The organism is Lacrimispora sp. 38-1 (genome assembly GCF_049890855.1).
In the GTDB taxonomy this organism is placed as follows: domain Bacteria; phylum Bacillota; class Clostridia; order Lachnospirales; family Lachnospiraceae; genus Lacrimispora.
On the sequence record NZ_JBANEW010000099.1, the window covers coordinates 243,382 to 255,930 of the forward strand.

18 protein-coding genes and 1 riboswitch are annotated in these 12,549 nt (G+C 35.3%); of the genes, 9 read left to right on the forward strand and 9 right to left on the reverse strand.

Features of this window, described 5'->3' with window-relative positions:
• Positions 1-172 precede the first annotated feature (172 nt).
• Positions 173-379: a hypothetical protein gene (locus V7D18_RS26735; RefSeq protein WP_426159019.1), complete on the reverse strand. Its 207-nt coding sequence runs from the start codon at positions 377-379 to the stop codon at positions 173-175.
• Positions 380-743: 364 nt separating this feature from the next.
• On the opposite strand from V7D18_RS26735, the gene V7D18_RS26740 reads away from it, so the two are divergent.
• The 6 genes from V7D18_RS26740 to V7D18_RS26765 all read left to right on the forward strand — a co-directional run bounded on the left by V7D18_RS26740 (position 744) and on the right by V7D18_RS26765 (position 2,928).
• The gene (locus V7D18_RS26740) at positions 744-980 is read left to right on the forward strand and encodes a hypothetical protein (RefSeq protein WP_426158999.1); all 237 of its coding nucleotides are present in this window, start codon (positions 744-746) and stop codon (positions 978-980) included.
• Positions 981-1,166 (forward strand): hypothetical protein, encoded by a 186-nt coding sequence (locus V7D18_RS26745; protein WP_426159020.1) that lies wholly within the window; start codon positions 981-983, stop codon positions 1,164-1,166.
• Between the two features lie 26 nt (positions 1,167-1,192).
• Positions 1,193-1,474, forward strand: a complete 282-nt coding sequence (locus V7D18_RS26750; protein ID WP_426159021.1) for a hypothetical protein — start codon at positions 1,193-1,195, stop codon at positions 1,472-1,474.
• A gap of 163 nt (positions 1,475-1,637) precedes the next feature.
• Positions 1,638-1,865, forward strand: a complete 228-nt coding sequence (locus V7D18_RS26755) for a hypothetical protein (protein WP_426159005.1) — start codon at positions 1,638-1,640, stop codon at positions 1,863-1,865.
• Between the two features lie 373 nt (positions 1,866-2,238).
• A complete protein-coding gene (locus V7D18_RS26760; protein ID WP_426159022.1) occupies positions 2,239-2,382 on the forward strand; it encodes a hypothetical protein in 144 nt (47 codons plus the stop codon).
• Between the two features lie 375 nt (positions 2,383-2,757).
• The gene (locus tag V7D18_RS26765) at positions 2,758-2,928 is read left to right on the forward strand and encodes a hypothetical protein (RefSeq protein ID WP_426159024.1); all 171 of its coding nucleotides are present in this window, start codon (positions 2,758-2,760) and stop codon (positions 2,926-2,928) included.
• Between the two features lie 34 nt (positions 2,929-2,962).
• On the opposite strand, the gene V7D18_RS26770 is transcribed toward V7D18_RS26765, so the two are convergent.
• The 8 genes from V7D18_RS26770 to V7D18_RS26805 form a co-directional block, all read right to left on the reverse strand.
• A complete protein-coding gene (locus V7D18_RS26770) occupies positions 2,963-3,406 on the reverse strand; it encodes a CGGC domain-containing protein (RefSeq protein WP_426159025.1) in 444 nt (147 codons plus the stop codon).
• A gap of 44 nt (positions 3,407-3,450) precedes the next feature.
• Positions 3,451-4,425 carry an MBL fold metallo-hydrolase gene (locus V7D18_RS26775; RefSeq protein WP_426159026.1) on the reverse strand — a complete coding sequence of 325 codons (975 nt, stop codon included), beginning with the start codon at positions 4,423-4,425 and terminating at the stop codon, positions 3,451-3,453.
• A gap of 75 nt (positions 4,426-4,500) precedes the next feature.
• Entirely contained in the window at positions 4,501-4,851 is a 351-nt protein-coding gene (locus V7D18_RS26780) for an ArsR/SmtB family transcription factor (protein ID WP_288824803.1), read from the reverse strand.
• Positions 4,852-4,975: 124 nt separating this feature from the next.
• Positions 4,976-5,191, reverse strand: a complete 216-nt coding sequence (locus V7D18_RS26785; RefSeq protein ID WP_426159029.1) for a VOC family protein — start codon at positions 5,189-5,191, stop codon at positions 4,976-4,978.
• 254 nt (positions 5,192-5,445) lie between these two features.
• Complete coding sequence (locus V7D18_RS26790) at positions 5,446-5,826, reverse strand: hypothetical protein (protein WP_426159030.1); 381 nt, start codon at positions 5,824-5,826, stop codon at positions 5,446-5,448.
• A 401-nt stretch (positions 5,827-6,227) separates the two neighbouring features.
• Positions 6,228-8,063 (reverse strand): DNA/RNA non-specific endonuclease, encoded by a 1,836-nt coding sequence (locus V7D18_RS26795; protein ID WP_426159032.1) that lies wholly within the window; start codon positions 8,061-8,063, stop codon positions 6,228-6,230.
• Between the two features lie 464 nt (positions 8,064-8,527).
• A complete protein-coding gene (locus tag V7D18_RS26800) occupies positions 8,528-9,310 on the reverse strand; it encodes a PHP domain-containing protein (RefSeq protein ID WP_426159034.1) in 783 nt (260 codons plus the stop codon).
• 563 nt (positions 9,311-9,873) lie between these two features.
• Complete coding sequence (locus tag V7D18_RS26805) at positions 9,874-10,119, reverse strand: hypothetical protein (protein ID WP_426159036.1); 246 nt, start codon at positions 10,117-10,119, stop codon at positions 9,874-9,876.
• A gap of 273 nt (positions 10,120-10,392) precedes the next feature.
• On the opposite strand from V7D18_RS26805, the gene V7D18_RS26810 reads away from it, so the two are divergent.
• The 3 genes from V7D18_RS26810 to thiF all read left to right on the forward strand — a co-directional run bounded on the left by V7D18_RS26810 (position 10,393) and on the right by thiF (position 12,529).
• Positions 10,393-10,821 carry a GNAT family N-acetyltransferase gene (locus V7D18_RS26810; protein ID WP_426159037.1) on the forward strand — a complete coding sequence of 143 codons (429 nt, stop codon included), beginning with the start codon at positions 10,393-10,395 and terminating at the stop codon, positions 10,819-10,821.
• 694 nt (positions 10,822-11,515) lie between these two features.
• Positions 11,516-11,635: riboswitch (TPP riboswitch) on the forward strand.
• Positions 11,636-11,691: 56 nt separating this feature from the next.
• The gene (thiS, locus tag V7D18_RS26815) at positions 11,692-11,886 is read left to right on the forward strand and encodes a sulfur carrier protein ThiS (protein ID WP_426159039.1); all 195 of its coding nucleotides are present in this window, start codon (positions 11,692-11,694) and stop codon (positions 11,884-11,886) included.
• 1 nt (position 11,887) lies between these two features.
• Positions 11,888-12,529 (forward strand): thiamine biosynthesis protein ThiF, encoded by a 642-nt coding sequence (gene thiF / locus V7D18_RS26820; RefSeq protein WP_426159041.1) that lies wholly within the window; start codon positions 11,888-11,890, stop codon positions 12,527-12,529.
• The last annotated feature ends 20 nt before the right edge of the window (positions 12,530-12,549 follow it).

The following is a 12,549-nucleotide window of genomic DNA, read 5'->3' on the forward strand; positions in this document are numbered from 1 at the left end:
TGGTTAAATTAATAATTTGAAATTGTTTAGAGATATTTCAATCTTGTACAGATTTCACAATGAATGACTGCTAGATCGGTGCCGATCGGAGCGCCTGCAGATGATTTTGTTTGTACATAATGTTTAAAAAAGATAGGTTTGGTAGCCACTGCTCCTCTCCTATCTCTTTTTTTTAACCAGTCCTTGAATTTGATGATTGTCCCAATTCGTGCTTTCGTTCTTCTTTCTTATGTTGGGTTTCATACTCTTCTACGTACTTTTCAATGATTATTCCGCCCATTTGACTTATGCTTCTTTTGTCTTTTTCAGCTATTTCTTTTAATTTTATATATATATCTTCGTCAAGTATTATCTGGACTTTTGGTTTATTTGTTGGCATAGTAAAAACTCCTTCTGTTTTTGGGGATTGACAGTTAATCCCTTTTGTGGTATTTTGGTTAATATAAGGGAGTAACCTTTAATCCCCTTTTTGCTGGCTCGGTCGTTGTCGGTGCATAGGAAACCGTCTGTATTCGGAATGCGTAAGGACATAAGCATTCTGGGTAAGTCTCGTTAGGGTGTATAGGCAATAGACCACTGCTATTTTAACAGATATTCGTAAGTTTTGCCTTTGTCCAGTCCGAGAATTTGAATGTATGGTAGATTACATAGGAGTATGTCCATTTTATCATACATTCAGATTTTTGTATATATTGTGAATCTCGTTAATTGGTGGTGTTTTTATTGTTCAGGAGGTTGATATCATGAAAAAAGTGACTTTGGGTGATATTTCAGAATGTTTGCCAGTTGATGAACTTCGTATTTTGGCTTATGATGGCTCGGCATATTCCGGGACATTGGTTTTGCCGTTTTCCGATGCTTCTTGTTATTATCATTATGTGGTCTGGTTGATCACAGAACTTGATATAGTAAATAGGATTGCAGGTATTATGTTGCGGGTTGATTCTCTTGAAGATTTCGAAAAGTTAAGGGGGAATTAAATGCATTTTAGTGATGGTACTCATTATTCAGCTGTTCGTGATGGTTGGGTGACTTCGTTTCAAGTTATGGGACATAATCCTGATGGTACTTTTGATATTCGTTGGTTAGAAGGTTCTGTAAGTTCTGCTCGTAAAGTGGATCTGGTGGAATGGGTGGAAGTTTATGAATCTTTACATAAAAAATAGTAAAAACGTTAAGGAGGTTAAATTTTATGAAAGTTACTGGTATTTTTAAATTAATGGGTGTTGAGTCTCAATCCGGTTTTAAGGACCCGTCACAAACAAATTATGTTGTTGGTCTGGCTCAGGGTATGGATAGCTTGCGTATGTATCTTGATTCTACCGAGTTTAATCTATACAAGGATATCCCCCCGTATTCGGATGTGGAAGTGGTCCTTGATTATAACCCAGTTGCAAAGGAAGTCCGGTACGCTATGCACCTTGTTACAATGGCACCTGTTAATAAAGCTTCTGCTGTTGCTTCTGGTAAGTAATATCAGACTATAATGATTCCCCGGCTTCTGCCAGTATGAGGCGGTATCTTGCATTCTCCTTGATTACCGTATACCGTATTGGAATGTGTTACCGTTGGTCGGTGAGTGGGGGCATCGCCGGGGGGACCGCTCACACGGATTGTGTTTTATGGGGGTACATGAGATGAAATTATCGGAATTGGAACTGCTTTATCTTCGCCGACTTCTGGTGGAGCGTCTGGAATCTCTTGACAGAGGTCTCCAGAAGAATCTCCGCATTTTTGGAGATTCGGACGATATCGTTTTGAAACAGCGTAAAATCGGGAATTTGGAAGCTGAAACAGCCGTTTTGACGGCTCTCAAAGAAAAGGTCAATCTTGAAATTGGTTTTTGCTCTCTCACTGCTACTTGAGAAAAAAAGGAATTTTTGATATAATTTATGTCTGGGCTTTTTCGGTTTAGCAACTATTCGCAATTAACTAGACTTTCGCGAATAGTTTGAAGCGTCACTTACACCTATAACCGCCACGCATAATTATATCATAATTCCAACATCTTTTACAAGTTGTTGGTTTTTTTTATATTCGGGAGGAAATTTATATGCAGTCCTACATCGCTACTGCTTCGGACGCAGATTCCTCTGGTCTTGAATGGATAACCTGACGCAAATCAATGCATATGTTGGATTCACTGTTACCGTTGGTTTTGCTCTGATTGTTGTATATATCATCATGAAGCCAGTTTTCTACTTCTTAAGGTAATGGCTTCGGAAAGGAGGAAAATTTATGGTTATCACTGCGGAAATGCTTGAACCGATTGTAACATCTATTACAGGTAATACCACCATATTAATTCCAGTTGGATTAACAATTATGGGTATTATGGTTGGTGTTGGTTTGATTCCACGTATTATTTATAAGTTCCTGTAATGGCTGTGAGGGATTTTCGATTATCGGAAGTCCCTCTTTTACTTCTCTGGTGTATGGAGGTATCTATGAGTGTTCGTTTGGCTTTAGCTGTCTTGCTCTCCGCTCTCTTCTGCTTTCCCTGTTACGCTTCTTCCGCTCTCCTGGCTACCTAGAGTTGTTTTCCTTTAGTTTTATCAGTATTACGCACTGTTTTACCGGAATAATAACTCCTCCTATTATTTGTTTTATTCTCCTACTGCTATTGTTTATCCCTCCACCAGTAGTACATATGTTGCCTTTATTTGGACCCCGGGGACTTTTGAGAATTGGGAACAGTTATCGTCTTTCCCGAATATCTGGGGGTATTTGACTTATCTGTCCGCTAACGGTGATATTATGACAAGTTCTGGTACAGTTAAATATACTTCGGCTGCTGACACGGTTTTTACAGAACATGCGAAAGCTAACGTAACTTCATTTCAAGTTATGGGACATAATCCTGATGGCACTTTTGATATTCGTTGGTTAGATGGTTCTATAAGTTCTGCTCGTAAGGTGGTCATGTAATATGCTCATTACTGAAGTCAAATGGTTTTATGTATTAATCCATTGGTATATTTTTTTTAAACTCTTCGGTAATACCATGGCTGTTATCCGTAAGGACATTTTTTAACATTAACTTCATCGTCTCCAATGACGTATTTTCATCCGTACCCATCACCACTTCCACATTAGGGTATGCTGCATTAATTACATTTTTATATTTTTGGACGAATGGACAAAGTTGAACCATGCAGCTTGAAAAATGAATGGTATCCGCCTTACTTATTTCGACCAGGGGCTTTACTTTAATTAATATCTTTTCGAAACCATAGAGTGTTGGGCAACCATCGCAAGTGCTGAAACCTACCATTTGCACTTCTTCATTTTCCTTATATCGTTCAAACATGCCTTTGTGATTATTGAATGATTTGAAACAGCCTACCGCTGGACAGCTAAGTTCATTCTTTATATTGTTGCAGCTTATGATTGCTATTTTAGCCATATATTTTTCCTCGATTTTTATATTTTTTTACTGACTTTTTCAAATTAATTTTCAGCTTGAAATACTAATGTAGTACCAACATTATTCGGTATAAATGCTTTAGGCATTGCATGAGCAATCTGATTAATAGCAGATGCCCCTGTGCAGTGACCAGGCATCAAATAGGTTGGAAGGATTTTTTGTAATTCATCGATTGTTTTAGGAATAATTTTTTCAAAAATTCCACCTGTTAAGTGAAAACCTCCTAATACAGCATAAATTTGTTGACAATTAGTCAATGCTTGCGCATAGTTAATAGTATTAATTAGTCCGGCATGACAACACCCTGTAATTATAACGAGCCCCTTTCCTCGTACATTTACAATGACGCATTGATCATCCCTTACTAACGGATCGTTTTCCCATCGTTCTCCGCGTTTTGTATAGTGGATAGGAAATCCGGTTTCAAAATCCGTAGTCCGAGTAATTTCGCCGGAAACGAGGACCATGTTATCAACTAATAGAGTTGGGGCGGTTTTGTTAACCATAGCAATTTTCATCTGTTGTGAAGTAGTTAATTTAGGGGCGGAAACATTTACTTCATATCCACTTGGCATTATCAATTTTCTATCTAGTAAAGCGTCAGGATGACATATAAGAGGTATTTGAGGTGAGTCTAATTTATCAAGCAAGTTAGGTAACCCCATAGTATGGTCAACGTGACCATGACTGAGTATAATTGCTTGTATAACATTTAAATTAATTTCCATTGTAGCTGCGTTATGTAAGATACCATTGGGACTCATACCTGTATCCAATAATACAGTTGCTTGTTTTTTCCCACATTTAACCTGGATCATCGCCGAAAATCCATGCTCACCTAGAAGTGTTGAAAAACCATCATCTGCAATAAGAGGACCTTTAGACATATTAAATCTATGTACAATTTCACTGCCTGTCAAAAATGCATCGATAGTATTATCCATGATTATTGTTATTTTTACTTCATCAACCTCTAATAATGAATTTCCTTTTTTCATAAGTATCTTCACCTCTCTTCATTTATAAATAAGATTATAAGCATATACTTATAGTTTCGGCACAATAAATTCTTCTTATTGGCATTTGTTATTATAGGGACATTTGTCACAAGAAAAATCATATTGGCATTTCTCAAAGGCTTTTTTAAACAGGTCATCTATATTCTTTTTGTATTCAGTCAACACCTCCAAATTAAGTGTATAGAATACTTTAAAACCCCTGCGATTCTCCTCCAGTATCCCTATATTCTTTAAAATTTTTATATGTTGAGACGCAGCAGGCTGGGAGATGCCAAGTTGTTGGGCCACATCAGAAACACAAAAGACTTCATTAACATTGGAAGCAAGCATTTTTATTATTTTTATTCTTTTCTCCTCACCAAGGGATTTAAAGACTTCGGCCGTGTTTTTTAAATGGTCTTTCATTAACATACCTCTTAACTATAAGTTTATAATTATTATATTATAATATATTTTTTTGTCAAGTTAAAATGAAAAATGATCCCGTTTTAAGTTATGATGAGCGTTTTCTCAATTCCACCCTTTGCCATTAAAAGTCACACATCAGCTCCCATTTAACTCCAAAACGATCCTTTACAGTACCAATTATTAACATGTACGGTGGTCTTTCAATTGGCCTAATTACCTCTCCGCCATCACTAAGTACTGAAAAGGCCTTTTCAACTTCTTCTACTGTATCAAACCCGATAATATGAATCACTTTCTTGGTAAGTTCCACTTCCTCTTCATCGGATAGATCATTCATCCTTACCTCCTGTTCGCCAAACATAATCCAATTGCAACGTAACAATGCCCTGTATTTTCATCTCAGGTTCAATTACGAAATAGATGTAATTGGTCTCTCCTACTATGCAGTATAGTCAAGAACTGCATCAATACGAAACTTAATACCAACTGATGTGTCCCGCTACTTTAGAATATAAAAATGGGACTATTCGTTACCATAGATTTCTCTACTTTACCAATAGTCCCGCCCAAAATAACTATATTTATAAAAATTTATTTCTTATCTTCAAACAAGACCCAAATTGGAAAATCATAAATTGTTTTATCACCAATTCCGGTAAATGAAATCTTACAATAAATAGGTTCTTTGGATAAATCATCAAAATCATCATATAAATATGGAACGTAGCTGGTACGACCATTTTCAAGATCAGTCACATAATCTCCTACAACTTCTTGTTTCATATTATAGACAAATGAAATAATGTAAGTTGCATTTGCATCAGTTGTTACTACATCAAAAAATTGATACCGATACTTACTAATTTCTTCTGGTTTCTGAACAACAATTACCGTTGTGTTCTGACCGTTAATTGTCATGTCTCTTGTCTCAATAAAACCTGGTACCATAATCTGATATCTTTCATCTCCCAAGTTAATAGCCTGATCCTCAGCAGCACTTGCAGGTATAATCATCATACCAGTAAGTAAAATCGTTACAAATATAGCCTTTCTCTCATGAGAGTATTGATATCCACTCCGTTCTTAACCAGGCGTAACCAGGTTTTCTTTCAAGTATCCGTATACCATTTCACGCAGAGCCTGCCTTTCGGGAGACTCGTCCCTTTTTCTTTTCTCCATAAAATAAACCTCCAAACTGAGTAATTTTATTTTACATCAGTTTGAAGATTTACACAAACTTTTGGATTCTCCCCCTCATGCATACTATTATTGGAGAAAAATCATTCGTATATAAAAGGAAATCCAACTGAATCCCATATAACAGCTTTACATGGATAAATATAGTTGCGATAAAAAGCACTCTTCAATAGCATCTAAAAAATGATATCATTAAAATTTTTAATAAGAGTACCATACGTGGTGGATTCGAAGCGTTCTAATGGATCATAATTACGAAGATTATTAAAATCCAAACCGGTTAATGCTTCTATAATTGAAATTTTTATTTGAAATGTTTTAAATTCGCCGGGAATTGCAATTTCTAAATCGTTAAGATATTCCTTCTGTGACACAATATATGCAGTGGCAGACAGTTCGGTATCGCTTTTCATTACAACAGCAACTTTCCAATATTCTTCCGGTATCTTTACATCACGAAATTTTATATCATTTTCTCTGAATACTGGTCCTGTAAAAACAACGGCCTTGTGGGTTCCTTCAAAGATATTTAATAAATAATCTTCTAAACCGAGCCATAAATTTGTACTTTGATTAAATTTTTCGTGCTGTGGAGCACAGTTCGTATAATGAAATGTATCTTCATTTGCATTGAAAGAATCTTCTCCCCAAACAGGATCTCTTCTTCTGACTAAATGGCCTCTATCCACTTTATTGTTTTTATAAAGTTCATTTCCGCATTGATATTTACGGTCTATTCTTGGGTCATAACGCCACTTGGATCTTTTTTCTTCTTTTAATTGTTTTCCATCAATATCAACAACTGTATAGAACGCTAAGCGTCTTGATTTGCTAATCATGATTGAAAAATGTGTGTAATTTAAAATTTTCTCACCACTCACGGTTTCTGCGATATCCTTTTCTAAATCAGCCCGTATCTTAGGCAATGGAATCTTATGATTTTCCCCAAGAAAGTTTATATCATGCCCATTTAAATCAATATATCTATCTAAACTAAAGTCTTCAGCTACAATATCTTCCTCATTATTAGTATTTGTAATGCCGTCTGTCGTTTGATTTAACTGAACATCAATATCTTTTCCTAAATTTTCAATCAGTTTTTGTTGTTTATCATTCAGTAAATATTTATTTTGCTCTATATATTGTAAAATACTGCTAATACGGATCCCTTCATTTGCAATATAATTTCCTGGATTTTGGGGATCTTTTATCCCCGCATGGTGAAGCGCTACCACTTCCCAGGAATCATTACAAACAACCGAACCTGAGGACCCCTCATTTGTATCCGCTGTGTAATGTATAAAATGATCAAACATATCAATAATTTCATTTTCTCGTAATACAATGGATTTATACCAACCATTGGGATGCTGAATGATAGATACATATTCCCCTAATAATGCTTTTCCTGTTTGTTTAATTAATGGTAAATATCCGAAATCATTGATGTTAACACTGGATAATGATATTTCTTCAATTGCAATTAATGTAAAATCCAGTTCTACATCAGTCATAAAAAAAGTATCTGGTCTCAATTTGAACTTTTCAGTTTTACGTTCTATAAAATTTAAATCTTGTTCATAATTAAATTGAGCAATACTATTTACTGAAATTTCTAAATTAGGCAGGACATGATTATTTGTAATTAGTAAAGTGGGTGAAACCATAAAGCCAGTTCCAAACCCCAATAATCTACCGTTATGATCATTAATTATAATCCTGCATACGGATTTAGCAGCTATAAGACCTTTCTCCAGATAATGAATTGGAAACATATCATTATTTCCAACTATAGCCTCTAATGAATATAAATCTTTAGGGTTGATCATTGCCTTTCTGGCTGCAACACGATTTGGTGAATCAATTTCCAGTGGATTATGAGTTCGTAGTTTAAAAAGTGTATTTTCTCTCGGTATCATTCTGCTAACATATCGTTTTAATGCTAATTGCTCTTCTATACTGCTATCAAGTTTAATCGTTTTATTAACTTCAAAATTATGGATATTCGACATTGGATAGTTTTTTCTCCTTTATACTTTTATTAATTTGATACAACATAATTATTTCCATCATTAATTTTTATTATTCGTTTATATAAAAATAATTATTAAAAAGAAGTCCACTTTTCTTAAGCCTTCCTAATGCGTCTGAAATTCCATTGGAGACAGTTTTTCTAATTTTTTCTTTCCACCATTACTACATATTGTTAATAAAAAAGCGACAAAACTATACTGAATTGTTTTGTCGCTTTTTGGAGTTTTGTCGTTTTTACATAATTGCGACAAAACCCTCTCAACCCTTTGTTTTCAATACTTCCCAGACTTCCGTAGTTTTGTCGGAAATTTTTCACACCTTTTACAAGTTTGTTTTTTTGTTTATTGATATAGTCAAAGTCTGTTCCATGTAATTGGCAGACACATAGAAAGGATGGTTTTCAATCTCTGATACTGGTTACACCGTTGCACCTAGTTTGCACCTAATTATTTCTTAAACAATTGTTAAGTTCTAGTATTCTATCACCAACATCTTCAGGGCAATGAGCATCCGATGCTGTAATGATTTTGACATTATTATTACTCATTATTTTTAGCATTTCTTCATCCATACCTAGTGTGGCTGTATTAGGACAACGTCGAAATACTCCACTATTTTGTTCTGCGTACATATCATTTTTAGAAAGCTCCATTGCTAAACTAGCGTAGTATTCTGTTAGAGAATATGATGGTTTATGTCCAAAAAGTTTAATCGCATCGGGATGAGCTATACCGTCATATATGCCACTTTTAGCAAGTGAAACAGATGTTTCAAAATATCTATGGTATATTTCATCGACATTAATTCCATTCCAATGCTCCTCCTTATGGTCAAAGGCAAAATCATCAACAAAATGAACGCTACCTAGCAAAAAATCAAAATCTTTATCTTTAGTTAATTCTACAACTAAATCTTCAAACTCTTTGAAATAGCATATCTCAAGACCAAACTTAATCTTAACAGGGAATTGATTGTTTCTAATTTGCTTGATTAGTGACAAATATTTTTCCAGTTTCAGAACTCCTGCTTTTCTGTGAAACCATGTATCTACATAATTGCTATAAGCACAAACAGAATCGTACATAGGAACAAATTCTTCAAACCGATAACAATGCTCAAGTAGCCAAATCTCATCTAATTGCTTTTCAACTGCTTTGTTAACAAATTGATTTACCCATTCATACGTATATTCTCCTCGTTCAATATGAATATGACCGTCTACCATACTGCCACTTCCTTATCTGATTTTTTGTTAGAGAAAATAACTTCACAAATAAAATATTCAAATATCCAGTCGGGCAATTCCTTATGCCACTTATCCTTTTAGCAAACTACGTTTTGTCGCTTTTCTAATCTCCTGCTTGCCTCATTACTAGATATTTTAATGCAAAAACGACAAAACCATGCCTATTCGATTTGTCGTTTATAGGGTTTTGTCGTTTTTAAATTATCTGCGATAAAACCATTCCTACCCAGTCTTTATAAGGGTTCCCGGACTTCCGGAGTTTTGTCGGTAATTTTTCGGTTATATTTACTACTATTTTGTCGTTTTTCTGTATATTTCCCAGATAACACAAAATTCTTATTCAGTACGTAACCACCCAGCAGGCTGCTTTCTATCTGCACCAACATAATAGAAAGTCCAGATAATGGGGATTTATATTAAGTATATTATACAGCACCTTTTTATAAAATTCCACATGAAACGCTGTTGAATTTACGCAAACAATATCCTTACGTTTTATAAATAGAAAAAATGGTCTCCTTGATTTTTCAAATAAAAACAACTTATTCATACCAGTCAATCCAATTCTCACCGCAATATTCTTCTATAAGTTTAACAACTCTACTAATATATCTTTTAGATGAATCCGTTTCATTATTTGCCGGATACCATAAATTGACTTGGCCAAATCCAAATTTATTTTCTTTTGTCCTTGGTGCCCACCATTCGGTCTTTTTAAATCTAACACTTCTGGAGAGTAAGACAACATTCTCTTTTTTTGCTAAAATATTGTATAAATTAGTAAACACTTTACCATCTTCATGCTGTAGCTTTACTGCCTGATGATTTCGAAAGACCGTGGCATACTTATACCATCCAACATATTTTGATGTTTCTCTTTATCCCGGCTTATGGCTATCTGGAAGAGAAAATAAACTATTTTGTTTTCAGGTTTTTGGTATTAGTTAAATTAGAATTTAACGTATTAGTGTACATTGAAAACTTAATATTGATAGTTAGCAGGTTTGATGATATTCTACTTATAAAAAGATTATTACACTGGTTTTATGGAGGTGACAAAAATGTCTATAACTATTTATAATGATTGTGATGAACAAGAGTTTTTTAATTCAGTTCGTATAAATGGAATGCTTGAGCACAATATGAAAAAAACAAACGGTAAATTAAAAGTACCAAATATAGAGTTTACAAATATAGCACGAAATGAAAAGGAAGTTATTGTGGGAGGTGTATCGGGATCTACTTATCTCTCATCCTTAGAAATAGAGGTTCTTTGGGTGCAGGAAGCTTATAGAGGACAAAAAATAGCATCACGTTTATTGGAAGTAATTGAACATCAAGCAAAAGCCTCCGGATGCCAGATTGCTCACCTGACGACATATTCTTTTCAAGCTCCACTTTTTTATCAAAAGCAAGGATATGTTATTTGTGGGGAAGTCAACGGTTTTCCAGATGATATCAGACTATATACATTAAAGAAACAGTTATAATTTATAGTAAATATTATGAGCATAATGTAAGGCCAATAAAATTGAATATGTAAAGAGAATTCCTAACTATCAGTATAAACTGGTAGTTTTTTATTGTAGTTAATCCAGAAAACTGAAATTTAAAGGAGGTATTATGATAATTTTTAAAATGTTTATAGGATTTATCTGTTTTGCGTTTCTCTGCCTGAAACTTCCTGCCATTTAGTTTGGTCATTTTATGGTATTCCTTAGGTGGAAATTGATTGATCTGCGTAAGAAATTAAAGTTGGAAAAGCAAGGAATCGTTGTCTTTTCGCCCCTTTGGGCTTAAAATGTTTTGCGGCAGGCAGGGAGCCGGGAAAACCATGACTATGGTGTGGTATTTAGTACCAGAATGCACCTTTGGAGAGCTTAAGTGATCTGTTAAAATACCACAATTGTGATGATGGTATGAAATTTGCAATTGATGAAATACAGAACGAATTCTCTTCTGCTGTTACAAAGGATTTCCCGGAAACTTTGTTAAGTGAAATTTCAATGCAACGTAAGCAGAAAATAACCATTTTATCATCTTCACAGGTGTTTACCCTTGTTGCATCTCTCCCGGCTTCTTCCTCTGATGCACCTGAACGGAAATGCAGCATTCAAAATAAATCTCTTTTTCCTTTTATTTGTCTTGCATAATCACACGTATAGTAGTATTATTATTCATAACAATTTAATACCGGGGAGCTTGCGGGTGTTTTTACCCAAACAGGCTGAGAGGAAGGTGTGACTTTCGACCCATTAACCTGATTTGGATAATGCCAACGTAGGGACGACTGAATTTATAAGTAATATGGGAAGTTGCCAATCAGGCAGCTTCCTATTTTTTTAAGGAGGATTAAAATCATGATAAAAATCAATGGCATTTTTCATGAAGCAGCAGGAAAAACTCTGGCAGAATATCTGGCAGGTACCAGATACAATCCCAAGCGGATTGCTGTTGAATGGAACGGAGTAATCGTTACAAAAGAGCATTATGAGAAAACAGTACTTCAAAATGGTGATGTTGTTGAGGTAGTCAGTTTTGTAGGAGGAGGTTGATATGAACAACATTCCTACAATGGATGAAATGAGGAGAGCTCTTGACAATCGGAACGGAAAGTCTTTGCAGGATAAGTTCGCAAGCTCCACTGTCGCTATCTGCGGGCTTGGAGGTCTTGGATCAAATATTGCTGTTTCCCTTGCCCGTGCAGGCGTGGGCAGGCTGATTCTGATTGATTTTGATAAAGTGGATGTTTCTAATCTCCACCGCCAGCAGTATAAGGCTTCCCAAACCGGTTGTTTCAAAACAGAGGCTCTTGCTGCAAACTTAAAGGAAATCGCACCATATATAAGAGTCATCACACATACCAGGAAAATCGATGAGAATAACTTTAATGAAATGCTTTGTAATGCGGATATCATTTGTGAGGCCTTCGATGGGGCTGAGGCTAAAGCTATGCTGGTAAACAGTGTGCTGGAAAAGATGTCTGAAAGGTATCTGATCGCCGCTTCCGGAATGGCAGGAATTGATTCCGCTAACGTTGTAAGAACCAGAAGAATTACAGATCATTTCTACCTCTGTGGAGATGAAGTTAGTGATGTAGAGGATAATATTGGACTTATGTCCTCACGAGTCATGTTGTGCGCCGCACATCAGGCACATATGGTGCTCCGCATTCTTGCAGAAAAATATGAAGCTTGAATTACAGAAAGAAGGTAGAC

Excerpts from the sequence above, each read along its gene's own strand:
- V7D18_RS26745 (WP_426159020.1), top strand. The coding sequence starts at position 981 with ATGCATTTTAGTGATGGTACTCATTATTCAGCTGTTCGTGATGGTTGG.
- V7D18_RS26760 (WP_426159022.1), top strand. The coding sequence starts at position 2,239 with ATGGTTATCACTGCGGAAATGCTTGAACCGATTGTAACATCTATTACA.
- V7D18_RS26795 (WP_426159032.1), bottom strand. The coding sequence starts at position 8,063 with ATGTCGAATATCCATAATTTTGAAGTTAATAAAACGATTAAACTTGAT.
- V7D18_RS26775 (WP_426159026.1), bottom strand. The coding sequence starts at position 4,425 with ATGAAAAAAGGAAATTCATTATTAGAGGTTGATGAAGTAAAAATAACA.
- V7D18_RS26770 (WP_426159025.1), bottom strand. The coding sequence starts at position 3,406 with ATGGCTAAAATAGCAATCATAAGCTGCAACAATATAAAGAATGAACTT.
- V7D18_RS26765 (WP_426159024.1), top strand. The coding sequence starts at position 2,758 with ATGACAAGTTCTGGTACAGTTAAATATACTTCGGCTGCTGACACGGTT.
- thiF (WP_426159041.1), top strand. The coding sequence starts at position 11,888 with ATGAACAACATTCCTACAATGGATGAAATGAGGAGAGCTCTTGACAAT.
- V7D18_RS26810 (WP_426159037.1), top strand. The coding sequence starts at position 10,393 with ATGTCTATAACTATTTATAATGATTGTGATGAACAAGAGTTTTTTAAT.
- V7D18_RS26755 (WP_426159005.1), top strand. The coding sequence starts at position 1,638 with ATGAAATTATCGGAATTGGAACTGCTTTATCTTCGCCGACTTCTGGTG.
- V7D18_RS26780 (WP_288824803.1), bottom strand. The coding sequence starts at position 4,851 with ATGAAAGACCATTTAAAAAACACGGCCGAAGTCTTTAAATCCCTTGGT.
- V7D18_RS26735 (WP_426159019.1), bottom strand. The coding sequence starts at position 379 with ATGCCAACAAATAAACCAAAAGTCCAGATAATACTTGACGAAGATATA.
- V7D18_RS26785 (WP_426159029.1), bottom strand. The coding sequence starts at position 5,191 with ATGAATGATCTATCCGATGAAGAGGAAGTGGAACTTACCAAGAAAGTG.
- V7D18_RS26740 (WP_426158999.1), top strand. The coding sequence starts at position 744 with ATGAAAAAAGTGACTTTGGGTGATATTTCAGAATGTTTGCCAGTTGAT.
- V7D18_RS26750 (WP_426159021.1), top strand. The coding sequence starts at position 1,193 with ATGAAAGTTACTGGTATTTTTAAATTAATGGGTGTTGAGTCTCAATCC.
- thiS (WP_426159039.1), top strand. The coding sequence starts at position 11,692 with ATGATAAAAATCAATGGCATTTTTCATGAAGCAGCAGGAAAAACTCTG.
- V7D18_RS26800 (WP_426159034.1), bottom strand. The coding sequence starts at position 9,310 with ATGGTAGACGGTCATATTCATATTGAACGAGGAGAATATACGTATGAA.